This window comes from Paenibacillus terrae HPL-003 (assembly GCF_000235585.1).
In the GTDB taxonomy this organism is placed as follows: Bacteria; Bacillota; Bacilli; order Paenibacillales; family Paenibacillaceae; genus Paenibacillus; species Paenibacillus terrae_B.
Genome location: NC_016641.1, coordinates 139,172 through 161,163 on the forward strand (window position 1 = coordinate 139,172; position 21,992 = coordinate 161,163).

The following is a 21,992-nucleotide window of genomic DNA, read 5'->3' on the forward strand; positions in this document are numbered from 1 at the left end:
CCCTTTACCGTTGGCTGTATTCCCGGTCTATTTCCCGGTAGATCCGCCATCAGTATATGCACCTTTCCCTTCATTCTGCGCCTTGCCTGCCTGTTCAGAACGCGCAGCCCTCTCCGGTGGCAATGCCCGTTCCTCCATATGTCGGATTCGCTGTACCGCCTTGTCGAGCGCTGCCTTGCGCTGATTCATTTTGCGAACATGCTGCTCCTCCACCAGCCGGAATTGTTCCTCGTCCAGCTCCATCCAGCGGGCCAGATGCTCTGCCCCCGGCTTGGACTCACACAGCTCTTTCGCTTTTTTACGGCCTGCGAAGCACAAATATTTGTGATGCACCTCCAGCGCTTGTTCATCAACATAAGGAAACAGCACACCGGACAGGCTCCCGGCATAGTAGGTCCGCTTGTGATCGTGAAACGGATGATATCCGTAGGGGACAGAAAGGACGAGCGTCCCTTTTTTATGAAGCAAACGGTAGGCGTGTGCAAGCAATGTATGAGGGTGTGCGTAATGCTCCAAAATCTCGCCTAAAATAATCGTGTCAAATCCGCCGGGCGGACGTTCGAGTTGAGAAATATCTTTTAACTGAATATGAACTCTTCCACGAACAGGTGCAGATTCCTGACGAAGTTCTTTTTTTGCGTATGAAATACTGCCCTCTTCCAAATCAATGGCCGTTACCTCAAAACCTTCCCTTCCGAGCAAAATGGACGTTATCCCCTGACTACATCCAGCATCCAGCACGGTATGACCTTGCACATGGCGGCAAATCCAGTGGATTCTGCTACGGGTAGCCTCATGGGATTCCTCCGAGTTAATCTGCCCGTAATAACGCTCATTCACCTGATCACGGTTAGCCAACAGCGGCGCCCCCTCCAGTAACGGGATGCCCCAGTATCACGACATGCCCGCCTGTGCAATGCACCGTTGCATTACGTGTATCGAACACCAGCGGGGCATGGTCGACTAACTGCTGGTAATCCAGGGCAGAATGATCCGTCGTGATCACGACGATATCTGCACTTTCCCACAGCCGGGTATTCGCCGCACTAGATTGGATGACCTCGCCGTTCAGCTTAAAGCTCTTTACATACGGGTCGGTGAAGCTCACCGAAGCGCCCATGTCCTTTAAATGCTCAAACAGGACAAGAGCAGGGGATTCCCGAACATCATCTATGTCTTTTTTGTAGGCTACGCCCGCCAGAACGATCTCGGCCTTGTTCACGGCTTTACCTTCCTGGGCGAGCAGGGTTTCAATTCGCTCCGCAATATACAGCGGCATACGCCGATTCATACGGTCTGCCAAATCCACAAACTCCAGCGGAAACCCATGCTGCTCGGATTTCCATGACAAATACAACGGGTCGACGGGAATGCAATGACCCCCGATGCCAGGCCCCGGATAGAACGGCATATAGCCGAAGGGCTTCGTCGCTGCCGCATCCAGCACCTCCCATATGTTGATGCCGATTTTCTCACAGGCCGCTGTCAGCTCATTGACCATCCCGATGTTGACACTGCGGAACGTATTCTCGAACAGCTTCGCGGCTTCTGCGACTGTTGTCGAGCTGACCGGAACCATTTGATCCAGAAAGGAGCCGTAAAAAGCTACTCCTGCTGCCAGGCAGTCCGGTGTACAGCCACCGATCACCTTGGGCGTGTTCCGAATGTTAAAATGAACACTGCCCGGATCGACACGCTCCGGTGAAAAACACACGTAAAAATCCTGACCTACCGTCCAGTCCCTGCGCTGTTCAATCACCGGGCGGATCAGTTCCTCCGTCGTTCCCGGATACGTGGTGCTTTCCAAAATCAGCAGCGTCTGTTTACGTAAATGGGGGATAGCCTGGTCGACAGCCGCTTCTATATAGGTCGTATCCGGCTGATGGTCATCCGTCAGTGGCGTAGGCACGCAGATGACGACGATATCCGAATGCTCCAGCACCTTGATATCCGTAACCGGATGCAATCGCTGCCCGATCAGCCCCTCCAATGCATCATCGCCAATATCTATGATGTACGATTGTCCTTGAAGCAGCTTGGCTACTTTGGTCGGATCGGAATCCACACCATACACGTCATAACCAGCTCGTGCCATTTCCACAGCCATCGGCAGTCCCACGTATCCGAGGCCGATCACCGCAACCTTTACCGTTCCTTTGCATATTTTTTCCATAAGTTGCAAAATACCCACCTCTTTCATCGTTACTCCATACCTTGCAATAGCTCAGCAATGCCTGCGCGGTCCATTAGCTCATCGTCCGAGCGGTATTGGTTAAAGCTCACCCTCTCCAGCCCGCCATATTGGCGCAGTAATCGCTTGTCTGCTTGCTGTGGGAGAATGACAAAATAACGATCATCATAGCGGTATGTGTGCGGCACCTCATAAGGTGAAATCAGCACTTCGTGTAGCTTTTCCCCACCGCGTATGCCGATTTCCTTCAACTTTAGGGCTTGCTGACCTGCCTGCTCCTTCATTACTTCCGCCAGATCTGCAATGTTGCAGCCCTTCATTTTCATAACCAGTGTCTCTCCACCAATCGCTGTTACAGAAGCCTTCAGCAGCAAGCCAATAGCCTCTCCAAGCGTGAGGAAAAAGCGGGTCATATCAGGACTCGTCAGCGTCAAATCCTGCCCTTCCGCAATCTGGCGCTTGAACAGCGGCACAACACTTCCGCTCGTACCCAGCACATTGCCGCCGCGAATACACACAAAACGAGTGCGCTCACTCAGATCGTTGGCACGAATCATCAGCCTTTCGCCAATCGCCTTCGTCATGCCATATACATTCACCGGGTCTACTGCCTTGTCTGTAGAGACGTCAATAACCTTGGCGACTCCCTGCTCAATGCTGGCCCGGATTACATTTTGTGTACCGTGTACGTTCGTCTTGAAAGCCTCTTCTGGCTGTCTCTCGCACACGGGGACATGCTTCAACGCCGCCAGATGGAACACATAATCCATCCCTCGACATGCCTCTTGTAATGCCTGAAGATCCCGAATATCACCTATAACAAAATTCAGCCGGGGATCAGACTGGAATTGACGCTGCATAGCAATCTGTGCAAATTCACCGCGTGAAAAAATACGAATTTCCGCTGGTCCTTCCTTGAGTAATTCCGCCGTTAGGCGTTGCCCCCAAGATCCCGTTCCTCCGGTCACCAGCAGTTTTTTTCCTTTGAACAATATAATCTCCTCCTGACCGTTACGAATTGGCAGTGCCCGTCCCCAGAAATTCAGCCAGCACAGCATTCATGTCATCCACTGTCAGTCGATCCTTCGCTGGCACTTTTTTTACTGAGGTATTGGCGGCGTGAATGACGTTCACATAGTTGCGAAGCGGAATGACCTCATGTGGTAGGTCCGTTACATATCCATGCGTACCCTTGCCGGGAATGACAATACGGTAATCATCCAGAAAGTCCGTCGCTTGATAGCGGAACACATAAAAGGAGGGCGAACGGTGAAATACCGACGCCATCTGACCTTCTACCGCGTCCCACAGGTAACCCATCTGGTTCACCAACGCGACCGTATCTGGCAGAAATTTGTAATCATGCAACTGTTGTACAAACGATTGATGATACAAATCGTCGGAATCAATTCGCGCAATGAGCAGTTCGTCCGCGCCTTCGATATACGCATGGATACGACGCTTGCTTTCGATGCTCGTGCCAAAACGGATATGACCAGGAATCGGCTCACGCTTGGCTAATTCATCCTCTATGATGTCACTGCATCCTCCCGCCAGCTTGATGACAGACAAGAAATCCGCATTCGTCTGATTGAGCAAGCTGCGTAGCGTAAAGGTTCTGAATACATCCAGCCGCTCGCTGATCCACTCCCGTGTCAGCCGATTGGGATTCATCCCGTAGTTATTAAAGTTAATCTCAATGACAATCTTGCGATTCATTCATCTTCCTCCCTTTCAACCGTCTCCTCACAAGTTATGAAACTGCTGGGGAAACGGCACGTACAAATGCATCGAATCTTCCAAAAAATAGGTAGAATCCAAAAAGAATAGCCGAGCATACAAAACCCTTCCCGCTTTCGACATATGATAGAATACAGAGTTTTTTGTACTATTCTAAAAACTGAAGAAGGATAGATAGGGAGGAAACATATATGACTAAGCCAAAGTATCTGGAGATCGACGAGGTACTGAATCACCTGAAACTGGCACTGGATCAACAGCAGCCCTTCTCGCTCATTCGTATCGGGGATGGTGAAAATTTGATTTTGTCTCAGGATACCGTCTGGCCGATGGAAAAGGTGTTGCAGGAACGATGGGCGATCAAAGCCAATCTCGGACAAAAGGGACTGTTTCTGCCGAATACGGAATTGCGAGATGCGGTGGCCGAGGCGGTACGCAAAGCCAACATTGCTGGCATCCTGCCTTACGATGACGAATCTATCAAAGCACCATCCTATATGAAGCGAGAGCTGACAGACCAAGTTTTGAACCACTACGGCCTTTCACCCGTGCTGACCTGCCATGCCTGCCTAAACCGGTATTTGGCTGAGGCACCCGCTTTCTGGGACATGCTGAAAAATCGGCGCATACTGCTCGTCACCCGAACAGCCGCCGAAGTGAAGTCTGTCCTTGAAGCTGAGCCGTATCAACTGCATATCCCGCACACGCTTGCATTTCATCAATATGAACAAATGGATGAAACGCTCCAGTGGATCACAGCGCATAAAGATAACTTTGATATTGCGCTATTCTCCTGCGGGGTCAATGCGGTCGTACTGGCACAAAAAACCGCAGAACTAACCGGCAAAGTAGGGATAGACTTCGGCAAGGCGATTAACATCGTGATGTTCGGCAAAGCAAATTAATGGATAACCTTTGCTCCCCATATCAAAAAAAGCACCCGCAAAATTCAAGATTTGCGGGTGCTTTTAGCTATCACAAACCGTCCTAAAGTCCGTGGTCGCATGGAATATCTATATAAAGCCTTGAAGCCTTACTTGCTTAAAAATAGACTTTGAGATTTCATGTCACTCATTTTACAATATTACAGAAACTAGCATTAAATTGGAGATCATGAGGAGGATATCGTAAATGACACATAACAAGAAATTGAAGACATATCCACTTACAAAAGCTAAGCATGTAAAGGTTCATGGTCGAACTACGCAAACACTTACACCACTAACTCTGTTTTGGACAGGCAGCGGCATTGAAATGAATACCAAGGGCTCGGAGCTGTGGATTGAAATTGAGGCCGATTACCAGGTGTATGAGCACTGGATCAGTATTGTCATCAACGGTGCCCCGATGAGTCGCCTGATGGTGACCGCAGGACGGCATTGGATCTGTCTTTTGAGAGGTATGAACCCTGACACGGTCAAAAATGTCCGTGTGGTCAAGGATGTCCAGCCTATGAGCTCGGACTCGCGCTGCTTGTTGCAAATTCATGCCTTGAAGGTTGACGGAGAATTGCTGCCTGTCACAGATAAGCCCCACAAGGTGGAATTTATTGGTGACAGCATTACCTCGGGAGAAGGAACGATTGGAGCAAGGGAGGAGACAGACTGGATTCCCATGTTGTTCACGGCACTACATAATTATACAGCCATAACAGCCGAAGCACTAAATGCCGATTACCGAGTATTGTCACAAAGCGGATGGGGTGTCCTAACGAGTTGGGATAATAATCCGCATGCGAACATACCAGCATACTATGAGCAGATATGTGGTGTGCTTACCGGAGAAAGAAATGAAGCATTAGGGGCATTTTCCGATCATGATTTTAGCTCATGGCAGCCAGATGTGGTCGTGGTGAATTTGGGGAGTAATGACGGGGGAGCCTTTTATTCTCCTGCATGGACGGACCCAGCAAGCGGGAAAGTGTACAAGCAACGCTTGAACGAGGACGGCACATTCAATGAAGAAGATTTACAAGCTTTTGAAAACGCTACCGAAGATTTCCTTGCTAAACTTCGGACCTGTAATCCTGCTACCCATATTGTATGGGCCTATGGGATGCTTGGTACTCCGATGATGCCAGCGATCTACCGGGCGGTAGACGCGTACAAGAAAAGAACGAGGGATCGGAATGTGTCCGTGTTCCAACTGCCTAACACAACGGAAGAAACGTTAGGGTCTCGCAGCCATCCAGGGCTTCTCGCCCATACCAAAGCGGCAAATGAGTTGACGGGGTATTTGCGAGACATTTTAAAGAATTAGAATCCGGGAAGCAGAACCAACTCTGTTGAACCACTCTTATGAAGTAAACATAGCATTACAACACCCAGGATATATGTGTTCTGGGTGTTGTTGTTGATAATCATAGGAGAACCATGAACAGGCGGCAAGTTCTTAATAAGGAAGTACTCGTCTGATATATTTAGAAAAACGGAGTCGAAGCGATGCCGGTAAATACCTCTGGGCCGTTACGAACGGTCGTCGATACCCCGGAAATATAAGAGGAATACACCGTTTGTATCGCCCATGGCGCGGAAAGATCCTGTGCATTAAAAGCTTGCGTTTCATTAGCCCCTGTAGCTCCCAATACCCCTTCGGCTCGATAGACTACCTCGCTCGGATCGTAGTTGGTGCCACGTACGATTTCAACCGCATACGTATCACCAAGTTCACCAACCAGCCCAATTGAACCGCTAAAGGTCACAATCGGACCCGGTACAAGAAAGGTTCGCAGGGTAATCAAACCAAACCGCTCCGGTTCAGGACCCAACTGGATATTGGGACCCTCACCTGTTTGTGATGAATTGGTGGAACTTCTCATATCCAGAAAAAAACCCATTGCTTATCCCTCCAAATTGCAAGATACTCCATGCTATGCAAAAAATTGTTCAGCGCATTGGACAAATTAGCAATACATCTATCAAATCCGCTTAAAATATCCGATAGTAAATACATACGATATAAATTTTGGAATTGAAATGTAGATAGAAAGCAGGGGGTTTGATGAAACAACTGAAACGACTGAAAAATTTAACATTACGCAAAAAATTGACAGCAGCATTCCTGCTGGTCATGCTAGTTCCTAGCATTATTGTCAGCTCGTTTTCTTATCAGGCAGCATATGACCAAACGGATCGTCAATTACTCGACAGTGCAACAGCCAGCGTTACTTCATCCGATCGCGCAATTACCCAAAGCATTCAAGCCAAAATCGCGGATATCGAATATTACTCTACTACGATAACCGCTAGTGATAACAGTGCAGAAGCAGATGAAGCTATTCTAACAAAGCTGCAAGTCTATTTGAAAATGCATGCGGAAGCCCTCGATATGTTCGTAGGAACTCCGGAAGGAAAACTTATCATTGGCAAAGCCACAGGCTCCACAAACGATCCTCGTGAGCGTCCTTGGTACAAACAGGCCATGGAGAAACCAGGGCAAACCGTAATCAGTCCTGTCGGACTCAATACGGCTAAGGTCGCTGTTGTGTATATTTCACGTACGCTTCCTGACAATAGCGGTGTTCTCGGTCTTTCCCTGAACCTGAATAATTTACAAGAAATCACAAAATTTAAAGTCGGACAAAATGGTTATGTCATGATATTAGATGGCACCAAACATATCGTTACGCACCCGACAGAAGTCAGCGGCAGTACGAAATTAGGAGAAATGTTGACCCAATTGTATGCCTCCAAGGAAGGCAGCTTTAATTACGAACTGGATGGCGTATCCAAAAACCTGATTTTTAAAACCAACGCCCTGACAGGCTGGAAAATTGCTGGAACGATGGACAAGTCGGAAACGAGCGCCTCCGCCAAGCCGATCCTCATCACGACCATCGTGGTGCTGGTCATTTCAGCTATCATTATCGGTGTGCTGGCGCTGTGGCTAATCAGCAGTATACTCAAGCCGATCCAAAGATTGCGTAATTCCATGGATGCCATCAGCCAAGGCAATCTTTCCATTAATGTGGCTACGACCAGCAAGGATGAAATCGGCGAATTATCGAGATATTTTCAGCAAATGGTAGATAATCTGCGTAACATGATCAAAGAAATTCAAGCCATGACAGGCAATCTGTCGGCCTCCTCGCAAGAGCTCGCCGCAGGTGCAGAACAAACAACTCGCGCGATCGAGCATGTGACCGTAGCCATTCAGGATGTGGCCGCAGGCAGCGAGAGACAAGCCAACAGCGCCAAAGAAAATCAGGATCGTGTGTCAGGCATGTCAACAGATATCGCGGCCATGACTGAGGCCATGACTGAAATGACCACTTTCTCTTCCCAGGCCATTCAGGCGTCGGATGCAGGCAGTGAACATATTGGCAACAGTGTCGTCTCCATTGACGGCATTCGCACTACAGTGGAAGAGCTGGATACGATTATCGGCGCATTGAGTGAGCGATCTGGACGGATCGGGACCATTGTTACGGTCATTACCGAAATCGCCAGCCAGACCAACCTGCTCGCCCTGAACGCCTCTATTGAAGCAGCACGCGCCGGAGAGCATGGTAAAGGCTTTGCAGTCGTAGCGACTGAAGTCCGCAAGCTGGCGGAAAACTCAGCTCATTCGGCACAACAAATCCGTGAGCAGATTCAAGGGATTCAAAGCGGCGTATCCGAGGCCCTGACCGCGATGGAATCTGCCAAAGAACGCGTAAGCGAAGGCATCAATTCGGTTGACCTGTCCGGCCGCTCTTTCTCCCGTATCCGTAGAGCGATCGTTAAATCGGCGAAGCAGCTTGACAACGTAGCAGCCTCTACAGCCGGAGTAGCAGATGGAACGAATGCAGTGGTCGGCAGCATGGAGGAAATTACACGTATTGCCGAAGAAGCAGCATCCCATACCGAGACGGTATCCGCAGCCGCAGAGGAACAACTCGCCTCCATGGAAGAGATCGGTTCGTCTGCCGCAGATCTGACCCGTCTGGCAGAACAGCTTCAACATTTGCTGACGCAATTCCAATTGGATGAAACAAATGACCCTTCCGACCGATAAATAGAAAGAGTCTTCATCACAAAGGAGGAATAGGAACATGGATATCGCAGCATTATCAACCGGTATGAGCCAGGCCAGCTTGGCCCAAGCCGTGAGCGTGAAAGTGTTGGGCATGGCCAAGGATCAAGCTGGTGAACAGGGACAAGCACTGATACAGATGATGGAAAAAAGCGTACAACCACATCTCGGGGGTCAACTGGACCTTCGAGTGTAGCTTTACCGCCATTGGATGGGCGATCTGTTCGGGTCTAAACGGACCGGAACAGATCGCCTATTTTTTAACACATCTACCATGATGATTTTCCGTTCAGCGTAAAACGTAGTAAACTATACATATTATCCACGGCCTTGGTTCGGAGGATAGAGCAAAAAACGCACAATTAAAGAGGAGGATACATAAATAATGAGTTATTCCGCATATTTCGAAAAAGTCAGAGAGCAGCAGCTTGATGAGCTGAAGGAATGGTTGTCCATTCCGAGTATTTCCGCATTATCCGAGCACAAAGCCGACATTAATCAAGCTGCCAATTGGCTTGCCGCCAAACTGACGTCTGCCGGGCTAGAGAACGTTGAAATTATTCCAACCCAAGGCCATCCACTGGTGTACGCGGATTATCTGCACGCCCCTGGTAAACCGACGATTCTCGTTTACGGTCACTATGATGTACAGCCTGTCGACCCGCTTCACCTGTGGGAAACTCCACCGTTCGAGCCGTCGGTCCGTGACGGAAAACTGTATGCGCGCGGAGCTACAGATGATAAGGGTCAGGTGTTCTTGCACATTAAGGCGGTCGAAGCCATTTTGAAGCAGGAAGGCAAGCTGCCGCTGAACATCAAATTTTGTATCGAAGGCGAGGAAGAAGTGTCCAGCCCGAACCTGCTTGAATTTTTGCAAACAGGCGCAGACCGCCTGGCTGCCGACGCTGTACTGGTATCCGACACCTCCCTGATCGAAAAAGGCAAGCCTGCAATTTGCACAGGTCTGCGCGGATTGTGCTCACTGGAAGTTGCGATCCACACCGCCAATACGGATCTGCATTCCGGCTCCTTTGGCGGCGGTGTGCCGAACGCGTTGCACGCTCTGGTGTCCTTGCTGGCAACGCTGCATGATGACAAGGGACGCGTCAGCATTGACGGCTTCTACGACGATGTTGCACCGCTATCGACGGAGATGAGAGCAGAGTTCGTGAAGCAAGATTTTAATGAGAGCAAGCTGCAAAAGGATCTTGCGCTTGATTCCCTCTACGGCGAAGAAGGATTCAGCTTCGTCGAGCGTGTTGGGGCACGTCCAACGCTGGAGCTGAACGGCGTGTATGGCGGCTTCCAGGGCGAAGGCACGAAGACGGTCATTCCGAAGGAAGCTCACGCCAAAATTACGTGCCGCTTGGTTGCCAACCAGAATCCACAGGACATTCTGGACAAAGTCGAGCGCCATCTGCGCGCGCATGTTCCGACAGGTGCCACGCTGAGCATCCAGCAGGGCGAAAAAGCAAACGCGTTTAACATCGACCCGTCACACGCTTTTCTGCAAGCAGCGGCGGATGCTTTTGAGAAGGTATACGGTGTACGTGCCCTGTTTACCAAGGACGGCGGCTCCATCCCAATCGTGGAAACCTTCTCCCGTGTGCTAACTGCACCCGTCGTATTGATGGGCTTCGGCTTGCCGGATGAGAACTTGCATGCGCCGAACGAGCATTTTAATTTGGAAAATTTCGATAAGGGTCTGCTGACCATTGTGGAGTTTTTGAAATCTGTGTAAGCTGCTACCAAAAAAGCATTCACGGCATGTGATCAACCATGCTTCGTGAATGCCTTTTTTTACGTGGTTGCCGTCGCCTAAGAAAAACGGGTGTAGCGCAATAGGTGAACCAGCCGATTCAACCGCTCAATTTCCCGATCCAGCTCGTGAAGCGGTTGCCCGGCCTGAGCAGCGTTCGCTCTCAGATCACGCAGCGGGTTCATTTTCCGACCCATCAGTTTCAATACCGCGGCCTTCCCCATGTTGTTCACCACCGCATATTGCGTTAGCGGGTCAAGCTCAATCCACAATACATGGTGCTGTTGAAAAAACGACAATAGCTGCTTTTTCAGTTCTTCCAGTTCTTCAAGCTCACCTATAATTTGCGGATGATGATGAAAAGCCACATAGCCCATCACCCGCAGGTCACTTATGATTTGTTCCAGTTGAAGCGTTTCGTTTATGTACACACTGTTCATGCTCATGTGATTCCTTGCGCCGTTCGTAACATTTTCCCGGATGACGTTCACCACCTGTCTATCGTTATCTTTTTATCGGTATGCTTCAATCATATACAAAAAAACAACCGGCTTATACGCCAGTTGTTTCCCGTTCCACAAAATACTTATTGGTCATATAATGAGCCTTGCCTCTGGAAGTGTCGACCATTCCCTTTTTGTTATCGAGAAAAACAATTTCCCGGCATTTGGTGCAATACCACTTGGTCCGCTTAAAGGGAGATTCCGTTACATACGAGGTACCGCATTTGCAATCTACTTTGATCAAGGTTTCTGTTGATTTGTAAGCTTGGGACAGCTCTTTCAAGCCCGTATCCGGCTGTTGAATCGGGATAATGACTTCCTGATAGCTTGAATACTGATTATGAACTTTAAAATCAGCTACCAGTTCCGCATGTAGCCCAAAGTACTCTTTGCCAATCTCGGTTACGAATTTCTTGCCAATTCTGTAACACTCAAGCCATTCCTGTATCTGTTGATTAGACAAAGGCACCGTGCCCTTGATACCGCTGTTTAATGTGTAAGTCATGATGTATAAAGTATCATCTTGTCTATGTCCGTACATGAGAAGCCTCCTTATAATACACTTGATAATGTACTACAAAGCGCAAAAAACATCAATTTTATTATTTGGCAAAAGAGATTCATAGCCTTTTCATATTAGTTAATATCATAACGATATTGACATTATCGCAAAAAGAGAAGAACATATGATTATTGTGGAAATAAAACCGATGTTTACGCATCATATTTTTGGGGGTATTGACTTGACTGAAAAAAGTCCGCGCTTGATCCAATCCATTAAACGAGCTGTTGATATTATTAACTGTTTTGATTCTATCCATGTTCATCTATCTCTTAGCGAAATCAGTGAAAAACTGAATTTGAATATCAGTACCGTATATGGAATTATCAATACCTTATGTGCGTATTCCTACATTGATAAAAATCCGAGCAACGGCAAGTACAAGCTGGGACTGGAGTTTTTACAAAAAGCCAATCTCGTTTCCGAAAGCCTTGATCTCAGGGAAATCGGGCATCCCTACCTGACCCAGCTCACTAAAATGTATCACGAAACATCGCATTTATACGTCTATCAAAATCAGCAAATTTTTTGCGTAGATAAGGTAGAATCACCAGACAGCTATTTTATTATCAGCTCCAGAGCCGGCAGCAAGCTGCCCATGCACGCATCCGCGTCAGGCAAGGTTTTTCTTGCTAATATGACGGAAGCCGAGTTCAAGGACGTTTTGCAAAGATACAAATTCACCAAGCTAACCGACCATACAATCATCGATAAAAAAGACCTGCTCCAAAATCTACAGCTGATCAGAGAGCAGGGCTTTGGTGTGGAGGACCAGGAAATTGAGATGGGCGCATATAGTATTGCCGTTCCCGTCAAGGATGCCAAAAGTGAGATTGTCGGCACTATAAGTATGATCGGCTCACTGGCACGCATGAAGGAAAAGGAGGATCGTATCCTTTCCGATTTAATGGAAGCAGCCAAAACCATTTCTGCCCAATTCGGCTACCATTGGAAAGCTTAATATCATCGACTTGTTTGATTCCCTGCGCTGATGTTAACGGGCTTGCGCCAGTTGAAACAGCGTATGGTACAGCACCTCTGTGCCTGCTTGGCAATCTTCCGGTGTGCTCCACTCCAGCGGGGAATGACTGATTCCCTCACGGGAGCGCACAAAAATCATGCCCATCGGGCAAAAATCGGTGAACTGCATGCCATCGTGGCCCGCCCCGCTGACGAGCGTAAACGGGCTCAGCCCGGCTTGCTGGCAAGCAGACTCTGCCGCGTTTATGATTTCGCTGGAGCAGGGAGCGGGTGCCACTCTTTGCAGCAGGCTAATTTCCAGTTGAATGACTTGTTCCCGGCTAACTTGTTCGGCATAAGCCCGGACTTTACCTTCCAGCTGATTTCGCACCGATTCGTCGATGTCCCGCAGATCCAAAGTAAACTCTACCTGCTCAGGGATAACATTGACTCCTCCGGGCAGCGCCCGTATTTTGCCGACCGTAGCGACCGCGTTTGGAACCTTTCTCGTCTCCTGATAAATGAAGCTCATAATCTCCGACGCACAGGCCAATGGGTCCCTTCTCGCATTCATCGGCGTAGCGCCAGCATGACCTGCCTGGCCTGTAAGCGTAAATTGCAGCCATAGCGGACCTGCAATACCCGACACAATCCCTACCGACAAGTTGTTCCGCTCTAATACGGTTCCCTGCTCAATATGAAGCTCTACATATCCCTTAACCTTGGCTGGATTCCCTGCGGCTTCGCGCAATTTTCCCGGCTCGTATCCTGCCCTGCGCATGGCTTCGACAATCGTAAGACCTTGCTCATCCGTCTGTGTTAATTGCTCCAACGTCAACGTGCCAGCCAGCGCTCGGCTGCCCAGCATCCCCAAACCAAACCGAGAGCCTTCTTCGTCGGTAAAAGCCATCACCTCAATCGGATGATCCGTTTCAATCCCCTGCTCATTCATGTGCTGCAACGCTTCAATCGCTGCCAGCACACCAAGCGCTCCATCAAACTTGCCGCCATGCGGAACGGTATCAATATGTGAGCCTGTCAGCACGACCGGAGCAAGAGGGTTCTTCCCCTCTTTGCGGCCGATCACGCTGCCTATTACATCCTCACGTACAGCCAAACCCGCTTCCTTCATATATTGGATCACCAGATTTTTGGCCTGTCTCTCTTCCTCAGTGAAAGACAACCGAGTCACGCCCCCACTGTCTTCATGCGCACCGATGGAGCCTAGCTCCATAATCCGCCGCCACAGCCGATCCTCCTTCATAATCTTGCCTCCCCTTTACTTATTATCCGTATCTTTGGTCTCCACCTGCTCGCTGTCCGCCGGGTTCTTCATTTGAAAACGGAAATGACAATTGCCTTCTCTCAACAGATAGTCATCGTGTACGACCTCAAAATTCGGGTTGTATCCTTTGGCAATCGCCGGATCGATCATTTGACAATATAAAATGCCGTATTCCTCCATACCGTCCTTTTTCCATTGGTCGCCAAAGGCGCATTTCGTAAAATTCTGCTCAATCTCCATGGGATGATACTGTGTTTCGTATTCGAACAAATCGCTGCGTCCCATATCATAATGGGTCAAATAATTTTCGATATCATTAGACTGTCCGTCCGCCGCCGCCCGGCGTGCAATATCCCGTCCGCGTTCTTCGCCGAAGGTACGTACACCTTCCCGCACAGCATCTCTGCCCTCTTCCCCGAAACGATCCACGACCGCTTTGGAGACATGGGCAAACAACTTGGCCATAATCGTATACGGCGACACCGGCTCCAAGCTCTCGTCATGATATTGGGTCTGCTCGTGATCCTGTTTTGAATTTTTATCCTGACTCATTGCTGCAACACCTCTTCAATTATTGTATGTCTATCGTTCAAGCTTCAATGGATGCCCAAATAAACCGACCGGATCAAATCATTATGCTTCAGTTCCTCTGCCGTTCCATGCAGCGTGATATTCCCTGTCTCCATAACGTAGCCCCGATGGGCTACCGCCAGCGCCATTGAGGTGTTCTGTTCGACGAGCAAAACAGATACTCCATCGTTGTGAATGCGCCGAATCGCCTTAAAAATTTCACGCACCACGATGGGTGCCAGCCCCATCGACGGTTCATCCAGCAACAGCAATTGGGGCTTGGCCATCAGTGCCCGCCCAATCGCCAGCATTTGCTGCTCCCCGCCGCTCATGGTGCCTGCAAGCTGCTTCTTTCGTTCCTCCAGACGTGGAAAAAGGCGGAATACCTCCAGCATATCCCCCTTGACCTCGTTTCGTCCTTTACGGACATATGCGCCTACTTTTAAGTTTTCGACTACAGTCAGATCGGGAAAAATCCCTCTCCCCTCAGGTACATGCGAAATACCCAGCTTCACAATCTGGTGCGGCTCCAGTCGGGTAATATCCTGTCCCTGAAAACGAATCTGTCCCGCGCTTGCCTTCACAATGCCTGAAATGCTGCGCAAGGTACTTGTTTTGCCTGAACCGTTTGTGCCGATCAGACTGACGATTTCGCCTTGACGGATATTCAGGTTGATCTCGTTCACCGCAGAAATGGCACCGTAATTCACCAGCAAGCCTGTGATTTCCAAAATAAACTCATTCCCACTCAAACAAATCATCCTCCCCTCCCAAATAGGCGCTGATGACCTGTGGATTTTGCTGAATCTCGGCCGGAGTGCCTTCGGCAATTTTAATGCCATGATCTAATACAACGATTTTATCGGAAATGTCCATAATGAGGCCCATATCATGTTCAATCAAAATAATCTCAATGCCGAATTCCTTGGATAGATGCCGTATTTTCTCGACCAATTGCTTTTTCTCTATAGCATTCATACCTGCGGCAGGCTCATCCAGCAACAAAACTTCACATTTACTAACCAGCGCGCGGGCAATTTCCAGTAATCTTTGCTCCCCATAGGGCAAGCCTCCTGCGAGTTCATCTACCTTGTGCTCCAGCCCTACAAGAGCGAGAATGCCAATGCATTCCTGTGTAGCAGCTTCGCGACGATCCCTTCCCTTTTTCGTCAGAAAAATAGAGCTTAGCAAGCCTTCCGTGTTGCATTGCCGATGTGCAATCAGCACATTTTCCAATACCGTCATGCCCTGAATCAGCCGGGTATTCTGGAACGTGCGCGCAATCCCTTTTTTCACACGTTCAAAGGGCTGGAGCTTATTAATGACTTCCCCTTTGTAATAGATGGAGCCAGTGGTTGGTCGGTAAATGCCGGTCAACAGGTTAAACAGTGTGGTTTTGCCTGCCCCGTTCGGGCCGATTAATGCCAGCACTTCTCCCTGGTTGAGGGTCAAATCAATCTCATGCAGCGCCACCAGACCGCCAAACTTCACAGTAACCTTTTCCAGTTGTAGCAGTGTCGTCATGGTTTGCGCTCACCTCTCTGTAAACGGTAAAAATTGGTCTTTCGGTGCTTCTCTCCCCAAAATCCCGACGGCTTGAAAATCATCATCAATACGATGGCAACACCCATCAGCATCATTCGGTAATCATTCACATAACGCAGAAGCTCGGGTGCCAGCACCAGGATGACCGCTCCGAGAATCGAGCCGGGAATACTCGCTGCACCGCCCAAAATCACCATCGCCAAAATATTCACCGAATCCATGTATCGGAAGCCGTCCGGGCTGATATACGAAATGTATGAGGCCCAGAAAGCCCCGGCAACTCCGGCAAAAAAAGCACCCAGCGCAAAGGCCATCAGCTTGTATTTGACCGGACGGATGCCGATGGATTGAGCCAGCGTCTCATCCTCGCGGATTGTCAGCAGATTCAGCCCGATCCCGGAATGAATAATCCGATGGACCACGAATATCGTGATGGCTGCCAATACCAAAATAAGATAATAAAAATCAGTCTTCTCGGTAAACGTGTAGCCAAAAAGAGTTGGTGCAGGAATGCCCGGCAGTCCCATCGGGCCCCGGGTCACATCCACCCAATTTACAAAAACGAGCCGGACGATTTCTCCGAATCCCAGCGTCACAATGCCCAAGTAGTCCCCTCTCAAACGAATGACCGGACTGCCGAGTAACAAACCGAACAATCCCGTAATGATCGCTGCTGCCGGAAGCGCGACCCAGAATGAAACGTTCCAATGCAGCATCAGCAACGCTGAGGCATACGCCCCGATGCCGTAAAATGCTGCATGTCCAAGTGCAAATTGCCCGGCATAGCCGATAATGATATTCAGGCTGAGTGAAAGAATGATATAAATACCAACTGTAATGGCAATATGCAATACATAATCATTCATTTGCTGCAAAAATAAAGGCAGGGTCAGCAACAACACACCAGCAAGGAGTTTGCTGTAATTTTTCAGTTTCAACGCATTCACCTACACTTTATTAATTTCTTTTTTGCCGAAAATCCCTGTGGGCTTGATCATCAGCACGATAATCAAAATGGAAAAAGAGATTACGCTCTGGTATTGGGTAGAAATATAGGCCCCGCCCAGATTTTCGATGACTCCCAGCAGGATACCACCCAGCATGGCTCCCGGTATGCTGCCGATGCCGCCCAGCACTGCAGCGGTAAACGCGCTAATCCCTGCCATGTACCCCATCGTCGGATAGACCGCGTTATAGTAAATGCCGACCATAATTCCTGCACAAGCCGCCAAAGCCGAGCCAATCGCAAAAGCCACCGAAATCATATGATTCGTATTAATGCCCATGAGAGAGGCATTCGTCAGACTCATGGAGGTTGCCCGCATGGCGATACCTGTTTTGGTGCGGGTTACAAAAAGCTGCAAGGTAATCATAAGAGCGAAGGACAGCATTAGAATGAGAATCTGAATTTCGGAAAAGGCCAGATTGCCAATCGTCCACGTTTTGCTGCCGAAGGTCGTGGGAAATGGATGCATTTCCGTACCCCATACCTTTTGCACAAAGCTGGTCAGAAAAGTGGATACCCCGAGCGCACTGATCAGCGGAACGATCCGATCCGCCGTGCGCAGCGGTCTGTAGGCAACTCGCTCAATGATCATCCCCAAGGTTGCTGTAGCCAGAGCCGCAACAATGAAGGCCGGTAATAACGGCATATGCAGCGTTTTGACCAGAAACAGACCGAAAAAGCTGCCAAACATATAAATATCCCCATGCGCAAAATTCACTATTTTCAATATCCCGTAAACCATCGTATAGCCGAGAGCAATTAAGGCATAAATCACGCCCATCGTTAGTCCGTTCGCCAATTGCTGGAGAAACATGGAAACCCCCATTCCATAATTCAGAGCAGGAAGTGTATGATCTCTCCTGCTCTGAATGACTGTGTCTTATTTGTAAATTTCAAACTTTCCGTTCTTCACAACCAGTTTCTCAGGGATTGTCTGGACATCGCCGTTTTGGTCAAAGGTCAGCGTACCTGTCGCTCCTTTAAAGTCCTTCAACGTATCCAGTTGTTTCTTGATGCTCTCCCGGTCTGTGCCGCCCTTCTTAATCGCATCCAGAATGACAGATGCCGCGTCATAAGCGTAGGCTGCGTGATTATCCGGCTGCTTGCTGTAAGCCGCTTCATATGCTTTGGCAAACTTATTAGCCTCGGCATTACTGCCACCCGGATAAAAGAATCCGATCAGCTTGAAGCCTTCTACCGATTGTCCGCCCAATTCAAGCAAAGCACCCGAGTACAGACTGTCCACACCGATAAAATCGGTTTTCAGATTCAGCTTTTGAGCCTGCTGAGCAACCAAAGCCGCCTCGTTGTAGAACCCTCCGATAAAAATAGCATCCGGCTGCTGTTCCTTGATTTTAGTCAAAATCGTGCTGAAATCCTTGGTTCCCGGTACATAGGCTTCGTTCGCTACCAATTGTACACCGTTTTTCGGAGCCGCATCTTTATACACATCCAGCAAGCCCAATCCGAAATCCGTTTGCTCATAGATCAACGCTACCTTTTTATAGCCCAGCTCCTTGGACCATTTGGCCAAATAATCTGCTTGGAAGGCATCCGTCGTAATGACCCGGTACGTGTAGTCTCCCGCATTGGTTACGCCCGGCGCACTGGAGGACGGCGCAACCTCGACGATTTTATTTTTGTTATAGATCGGGGCCGCTGCCAATGTAGCAGAGCTGTTAAAGTGACCGACCACCGCCAAAATATCCTTATTCGACGTAAACTTGTTCGCTACATTAACTGCCTCGCCTGCGTCTCCTTTGTCATCCTGAATGACCAGCTCCACCTTTTTGCCATTGATGCCGCCCGCATCATTAATCTCCTTGACCGCAAGCCCGGCACCATTCTTGTAGGCTTCACCGTACTGTGCCTCGGTTCCCGAGATCGGCGCGGACAGGCCAATTTGAATCGTGTCTCCCGAAGCCTGTCCACTTGTTCCATTGGAGCAAGCCCCTAACAATACCGAAAACAACATTATTCCTGCAATAAAAGCTGCCGATTTTTTCATGAACATAACCCCTTTATTAATATAATTAAACCTACGATTTAAGTATGTTTTTATTATAGTGATATCCGACAGAAAATCAATAAATATTTTATTATAGTCAAATTAGTTTTGATATTGTCGCAATACTGGAGTATTTTCCCTATTATCCCCCAAGTCGTACCCCCTATGTGAAAGAGCAGCTAATCACAAAAAAAAAGCAACTGACCTAGGTCAGTTGCTTTGTCTTTCCACATAGTATTTGTTGGTCATATACCACGCCTTGCCTTTTTCCGTATCTACCATGCCCTTTTTGCGATCCAGGAACACAATGTTATTGCATTCCTTGCATGACCACTTGGTCCTTTTATGCGGCGACTCCTCTATATAGGAAGCTCCGCATTTGCACTCTACCTGAATCAGCGTTTTATACTGGCTGTACGCCTCTACCAACGGGTCTACGTCTACAGCTTTACTTACCATTGCAGGCTGTATCATGGATATGTGATCCCGCTGCTCCGAGTATTCATTATGTACCTTAAAATCTGCTACCAATTCAGGATTCAAGCCAAAATACTGTTTACCAACAACCGTTACAAACTTGCTGCCAATTCGATATGCTTTTATCCATTCCTGAACCTGCTTACTGGATAGGTCGACTGTTCCCTTTATGCCGCTGTTCAGCGTATAGGTCATCAAATGTTCGTTGTGTGTCATATGTCTCCCCGTTCACCTCCGATCAAGAATATACCACAGGTAGACCTAAGCAAAAGTTACTTCCTGCTACCTGAAGCAACGAGCTATACTCGCCTCCTTAGACTATCACAAGATGCATTTTTATCTTTTTATAACTTTGTGGTACAGTCTTCTACATTTTAAACCATTCATGTAAGCTGGCGGATGAGATAATGGTAGTTTCTTCCTTCCCTATATAGTACAACAATTATGCACAAATTCCTACATGTTTCAGCGGTTTAATCTTTTTTTTCGTCCCCTGCCAGAGCGTGCCGAGATACTCAATCGGCGCGCTCTGTTTGAGTTTTGCCTGAAATCGCTGGTAGTTATAAAAGTAAATGTTCTCTTCTACGACTTAATGTATTTCAGCACCTGAATCCACTGTTTGAGATACAGCTTCTCAGTCTTGAGATGAAAAAAATGGATTAGATACATGCGTTATCTGGGCAGATTGCTTTGCAAGAGTGGCTACCTTTAACGCCGAATGCTTTTAATTGCGTGTTGTACGCCTAATCGAAACAAAAGTGACTAGAAATTTGAATTTCAAGTCCCCTGCTTTTTTTGCCGACTTAGACTTTGATTTTATTCTTGAGAAGAAAATGATAAGGGACTCTAATTTTTTATATCTGCAAAGATACTCGATTGAAAACCACCTTATTGATGAATAAGTTGCTATTAAATTTGTTAAAGGAAGAACTAATGAAAGTCGAAAAACTTGTAAGCGAGTGATAAAATTTAATGAATGGGTGACATTTCTGAGTTACAATTTTTAAAAGATGCCATTATAAATTATTTACATGACTATAAAGAATCAAAAGTAGGCTAGCCTCAGCATTATTGAAAACATTCAAAGATGTACTTCAAACCCCATCACGAAGGAGATGTGGTTTGAAGCATACCCAAAGGGGAACGGTGGAAAGCGTTGATTTTATTGGGTGTTTAAGCATTGGGGGAACGAATAAAGAGAATATAATGCACTTTGTGAGGGAGCATCAAGCCTTGTGAGGTGTTATTTTTTCAACATGTATCATTTAAATATGATAAAATGGGAACATATGGTTGCATGCCTTTGGTAAAATTTTTATACGAGGTGAACATGGATTGGACAACAATACTAATATTTTAATATATCAGACGGAAGACGGGAATACCAAAATTGACGTGAAGCTGGAAAATGGAACGGTATGGATGACCCAGAAGGCGATTGCCGAGTTGTATCAAAAAGGTGCCAGCACCATTAACGAGCATATCAAGCATATCTATGAAGAGGGGGAACTGCAAGAAGAAGCAACTATTCGGAAAAACCGAATAGTTCAAACTGAGGGGCAACGGCAGGTTGAACGGGAGGTTTCGTTCTACAATCTTGAAACGATTATTGCCATTGGTTATCGCGTTCGTTCGCATAGAGGTACACAGTTTAGACGCTGGGCAACCGAGCGGCTTAACGAGTATTTGGTCAAAGGCTTCACCATGGACGATGAGCGTTTAAAGGACATGCGTAATTTTGGAGAAGATTATTTTGATGAGTTGCTTCAACGCATTCGTGACATTCGGGCATCGGAGAAGAGATTTTATAGAAAGATTACAGATATTTATGCCACATCAGTTGATTATGATCCGCATGCCAGCTTGTCTAAAGAATTTTTTGCTACCGTACAGAACAAGCTTCACTTTGCTATTCATGGACATACCGCAGCAGAGTTGATTGTAGAGAGAGCAAGTGCAGATAAAGACAATATGGGACTAACCAGTTGGAAAGGTGATAAGATCAGAAAAGGTGACATCATAGTTGCTAAAAATTATCTGAATGATGAAGAATTGCAGTCCTTAAATCGCATTGTAACGATGTATTTGGACTATGCTGAAGACCAAGCAAAACGTCAATCCCCTATGTATATGAAGGACTGGATTGATAAACTGATTTCGTTTCTGAAGTTCAATGAACGGGAGATTCTAACCAATTCGGGCAAGATTTCGCAAGAGGTAGCGGAGAAATTGGCTACATCCGAGTATGAAAAATATAATCAGCGACGAGTGGCTATTGATATAAGTGATGATTTTGATCAGTTTGTGAAGGAGAATAGGCTCAAGAAATAAGATTGGGGTAAAAATCTATCCAGGTACTAATCTTGTAAAATA

At 47.7% G+C, this 21,992-nt stretch carries 22 protein-coding genes; 7 read left to right on the forward strand and 15 right to left on the reverse strand.

Annotated elements, in window-relative coordinates:
- Positions 1–27: 27 nt before the first annotated feature.
- The 4 genes from HPL003_RS00675 to HPL003_RS00690 are packed head-to-tail and all read right to left on the reverse strand — an operon-like array spanning position 28 to position 3,910.
- A complete protein-coding gene (locus HPL003_RS00675) occupies positions 28–858 on the reverse strand; it encodes a class I SAM-dependent methyltransferase (protein ID WP_014277700.1) in 831 nt (276 codons plus the stop codon).
- Positions 851–2,200 (reverse strand): nucleotide sugar dehydrogenase, encoded by a 1,350-nt coding sequence (locus tag HPL003_RS00680; RefSeq protein WP_014277701.1) that lies wholly within the window; start codon positions 2,198–2,200, stop codon positions 851–853. Before HPL003_RS00680 ends, HPL003_RS00675 begins: the two co-directional genes overlap by 8 nt.
- A gap of 2 nt (positions 2,201–2,202) precedes the next feature.
- Positions 2,203–3,183 carry a polysaccharide biosynthesis protein gene (locus HPL003_RS00685; protein ID WP_014277702.1) on the reverse strand — a complete coding sequence of 327 codons (981 nt, stop codon included), beginning with the start codon at positions 3,181–3,183 and terminating at the stop codon, positions 2,203–2,205.
- Positions 3,184–3,202: 19 nt separating this feature from the next.
- Entirely contained in the window at positions 3,203–3,910 is a 708-nt protein-coding gene (locus HPL003_RS00690) for a glycosyltransferase family A protein (protein ID WP_014277703.1), read from the reverse strand.
- 212 nt (positions 3,911–4,122) lie between these two features.
- Here HPL003_RS00690 and HPL003_RS00695 point away from each other — a divergent pair, with 212 nt between their 5' ends.
- Together HPL003_RS00695 and HPL003_RS00700 are read left to right on the forward strand one after the other, a co-directional pair.
- A complete protein-coding gene (locus tag HPL003_RS00695) occupies positions 4,123–4,836 on the forward strand; it encodes a GT-D fold domain-containing glycosyltransferase (RefSeq protein WP_014277704.1) in 714 nt (237 codons plus the stop codon).
- A 226-nt stretch (positions 4,837–5,062) separates the two neighbouring features.
- Positions 5,063–6,190 (forward strand): SGNH/GDSL hydrolase family protein, encoded by a 1,128-nt coding sequence (locus tag HPL003_RS00700; RefSeq protein WP_014277705.1) that lies wholly within the window; start codon positions 5,063–5,065, stop codon positions 6,188–6,190.
- Between the two features lie 160 nt (positions 6,191–6,350).
- Here HPL003_RS00700 and HPL003_RS00705 read toward each other — a convergent pair whose 3' ends face one another.
- Positions 6,351–6,767, reverse strand: a complete 417-nt coding sequence (locus tag HPL003_RS00705; RefSeq protein ID WP_014277706.1) for a hypothetical protein — start codon at positions 6,765–6,767, stop codon at positions 6,351–6,353.
- A 164-nt stretch (positions 6,768–6,931) separates the two neighbouring features.
- Between HPL003_RS00705 and HPL003_RS00710 the strand changes: the two genes are divergently transcribed.
- The 3 genes from HPL003_RS00710 to HPL003_RS00715 all read left to right on the forward strand — a co-directional run bounded on the left by HPL003_RS00710 (position 6,932) and on the right by HPL003_RS00715 (position 10,685).
- Positions 6,932–8,926, forward strand: coding sequence for a methyl-accepting chemotaxis protein (locus HPL003_RS00710; protein ID WP_014277707.1), 1,995 nt, complete (start codon positions 6,932–6,934; stop codon positions 8,924–8,926).
- A 37-nt stretch (positions 8,927–8,963) separates the two neighbouring features.
- Positions 8,964–9,140, forward strand: a complete 177-nt coding sequence (locus HPL003_RS27175; protein ID WP_014277708.1) for a YjfB family protein — start codon at positions 8,964–8,966, stop codon at positions 9,138–9,140.
- A 189-nt stretch (positions 9,141–9,329) separates the two neighbouring features.
- Positions 9,330–10,685: a dipeptidase gene (locus HPL003_RS00715; protein WP_014277709.1), complete on the forward strand. Its 1,356-nt coding sequence runs from the start codon at positions 9,330–9,332 to the stop codon at positions 10,683–10,685.
- Between the two features lie 77 nt (positions 10,686–10,762).
- On the opposite strand, the gene HPL003_RS00720 is transcribed toward HPL003_RS00715, so the two are convergent.
- Together HPL003_RS00720 and HPL003_RS00725 are read right to left on the reverse strand one after the other, a co-directional pair.
- Positions 10,763–11,143 carry a hypothetical protein gene (locus tag HPL003_RS00720; RefSeq protein ID WP_014277710.1) on the reverse strand — a complete coding sequence of 127 codons (381 nt, stop codon included), beginning with the start codon at positions 11,141–11,143 and terminating at the stop codon, positions 10,763–10,765.
- Positions 11,144–11,255: 112 nt separating this feature from the next.
- Entirely contained in the window at positions 11,256–11,747 is a 492-nt protein-coding gene (locus tag HPL003_RS00725) for a hypothetical protein (protein WP_013311697.1), read from the reverse strand.
- A 145-nt stretch (positions 11,748–11,892) separates the two neighbouring features.
- Here HPL003_RS00725 and HPL003_RS00730 point away from each other — a divergent pair, with 145 nt between their 5' ends.
- Positions 11,893–12,729 carry an IclR family transcriptional regulator gene (locus tag HPL003_RS00730; RefSeq protein WP_014277711.1) on the forward strand — a complete coding sequence of 279 codons (837 nt, stop codon included), beginning with the start codon at positions 11,893–11,895 and terminating at the stop codon, positions 12,727–12,729.
- 33 nt (positions 12,730–12,762) lie between these two features.
- Here the strand turns inward: HPL003_RS00730 and HPL003_RS00735 are convergent, their stop codons facing one another.
- From HPL003_RS00735 to HPL003_RS00770, 8 genes are all read right to left on the reverse strand, one after another.
- Positions 12,763–13,992 carry a Zn-dependent hydrolase gene (locus HPL003_RS00735; protein WP_014277712.1) on the reverse strand — a complete coding sequence of 410 codons (1,230 nt, stop codon included), beginning with the start codon at positions 13,990–13,992 and terminating at the stop codon, positions 12,763–12,765.
- Between the two features lie 15 nt (positions 13,993–14,007).
- On the reverse strand, positions 14,008–14,565 hold the full coding sequence (locus tag HPL003_RS00740) for an L-2-amino-thiazoline-4-carboxylic acid hydrolase (RefSeq protein WP_014277713.1): 558 nt from the start codon (positions 14,563–14,565) through the stop codon (positions 14,008–14,010).
- A gap of 44 nt (positions 14,566–14,609) precedes the next feature.
- Entirely contained in the window at positions 14,610–15,335 is a 726-nt protein-coding gene (locus tag HPL003_RS00745; protein WP_014277714.1) for an ABC transporter ATP-binding protein, read from the reverse strand.
- Complete coding sequence (locus HPL003_RS00750) at positions 15,322–16,107, reverse strand: ABC transporter ATP-binding protein (RefSeq protein ID WP_014277715.1); 786 nt, start codon at positions 16,105–16,107, stop codon at positions 15,322–15,324. Before HPL003_RS00750 ends, HPL003_RS00745 begins: the two co-directional genes overlap by 14 nt.
- Positions 16,104–17,066 (reverse strand): branched-chain amino acid ABC transporter permease, encoded by a 963-nt coding sequence (locus HPL003_RS00755; RefSeq protein WP_014277716.1) that lies wholly within the window; start codon positions 17,064–17,066, stop codon positions 16,104–16,106. The genes HPL003_RS00750 and HPL003_RS00755 overlap by 4 nt, the downstream gene beginning before the upstream one ends.
- 9 nt (positions 17,067–17,075) lie before the next feature.
- A complete protein-coding gene (locus HPL003_RS00760; protein ID WP_014277717.1) occupies positions 17,076–17,948 on the reverse strand; it encodes a branched-chain amino acid ABC transporter permease in 873 nt (290 codons plus the stop codon).
- 66 nt (positions 17,949–18,014) lie between these two features.
- Positions 18,015–19,142: an ABC transporter substrate-binding protein gene (locus tag HPL003_RS00765; RefSeq protein WP_014277718.1), complete on the reverse strand. Its 1,128-nt coding sequence runs from the start codon at positions 19,140–19,142 to the stop codon at positions 18,015–18,017.
- A gap of 210 nt (positions 19,143–19,352) precedes the next feature.
- Entirely contained in the window at positions 19,353–19,835 is a 483-nt protein-coding gene (locus HPL003_RS00770) for a hypothetical protein (RefSeq protein WP_014277719.1), read from the reverse strand.
- Positions 19,836–20,954: 1,119 nt separating this feature from the next.
- On the opposite strand from HPL003_RS00770, the gene HPL003_RS00775 reads away from it, so the two are divergent.
- Positions 20,955–21,950: a virulence RhuM family protein gene (locus HPL003_RS00775; RefSeq protein WP_043922270.1), complete on the forward strand. Its 996-nt coding sequence runs from the start codon at positions 20,955–20,957 to the stop codon at positions 21,948–21,950.
- Positions 21,951–21,992 lie beyond the last annotated feature (42 nt).

Coding starts and splice junctions, on each gene's coding strand:
- HPL003_RS00680 (WP_014277701.1), bottom strand. CDS start 2,200: ATGAAAGAGGTGGGTATTTTGCAACTTATGGAAAAAATATGCAAAGGA.
- HPL003_RS00690 (WP_014277703.1), bottom strand. CDS start 3,910: ATGAATCGCAAGATTGTCATTGAGATTAACTTTAATAACTACGGGATG.
- HPL003_RS00695 (WP_014277704.1), top strand. CDS start 4,123: ATGACTAAGCCAAAGTATCTGGAGATCGACGAGGTACTGAATCACCTG.
- HPL003_RS00700 (WP_014277705.1), top strand. CDS start 5,063: ATGACACATAACAAGAAATTGAAGACATATCCACTTACAAAAGCTAAG.
- HPL003_RS00705 (WP_014277706.1), bottom strand. CDS start 6,767: ATGGGTTTTTTTCTGGATATGAGAAGTTCCACCAATTCATCACAAACA.
- HPL003_RS00710 (WP_014277707.1), top strand. CDS start 6,932: ATGAAACAACTGAAACGACTGAAAAATTTAACATTACGCAAAAAATTG.
- HPL003_RS27175 (WP_014277708.1), top strand. CDS start 8,964: ATGGATATCGCAGCATTATCAACCGGTATGAGCCAGGCCAGCTTGGCC.
- HPL003_RS00715 (WP_014277709.1), top strand. CDS start 9,330: ATGAGTTATTCCGCATATTTCGAAAAAGTCAGAGAGCAGCAGCTTGAT.
- HPL003_RS00720 (WP_014277710.1), bottom strand. CDS start 11,143: ATGAACAGTGTGTACATAAACGAAACGCTTCAACTGGAACAAATCATA.
- HPL003_RS00725 (WP_013311697.1), bottom strand. CDS start 11,747: ATGTACGGACATAGACAAGATGATACTTTATACATCATGACTTACACA.
- HPL003_RS00730 (WP_014277711.1), top strand. CDS start 11,893: ATGATTATTGTGGAAATAAAACCGATGTTTACGCATCATATTTTTGGG.
- HPL003_RS00735 (WP_014277712.1), bottom strand. CDS start 13,992: ATGAAGGAGGATCGGCTGTGGCGGCGGATTATGGAGCTAGGCTCCATC.
- HPL003_RS00740 (WP_014277713.1), bottom strand. CDS start 14,565: ATGAGTCAGGATAAAAATTCAAAACAGGATCACGAGCAGACCCAATAT.
- HPL003_RS00750 (WP_014277715.1), bottom strand. CDS start 16,107: ATGACGACACTGCTACAACTGGAAAAGGTTACTGTGAAGTTTGGCGGT.
- HPL003_RS00760 (WP_014277717.1), bottom strand. CDS start 17,948: ATGTTTCTCCAGCAATTGGCGAACGGACTAACGATGGGCGTGATTTAT.
- HPL003_RS00765 (WP_014277718.1), bottom strand. CDS start 19,142: ATGAAAAAATCGGCAGCTTTTATTGCAGGAATAATGTTGTTTTCGGTA.
- HPL003_RS00770 (WP_014277719.1), bottom strand. CDS start 19,835: ATGACACACAACGAACATTTGATGACCTATACGCTGAACAGCGGCATA.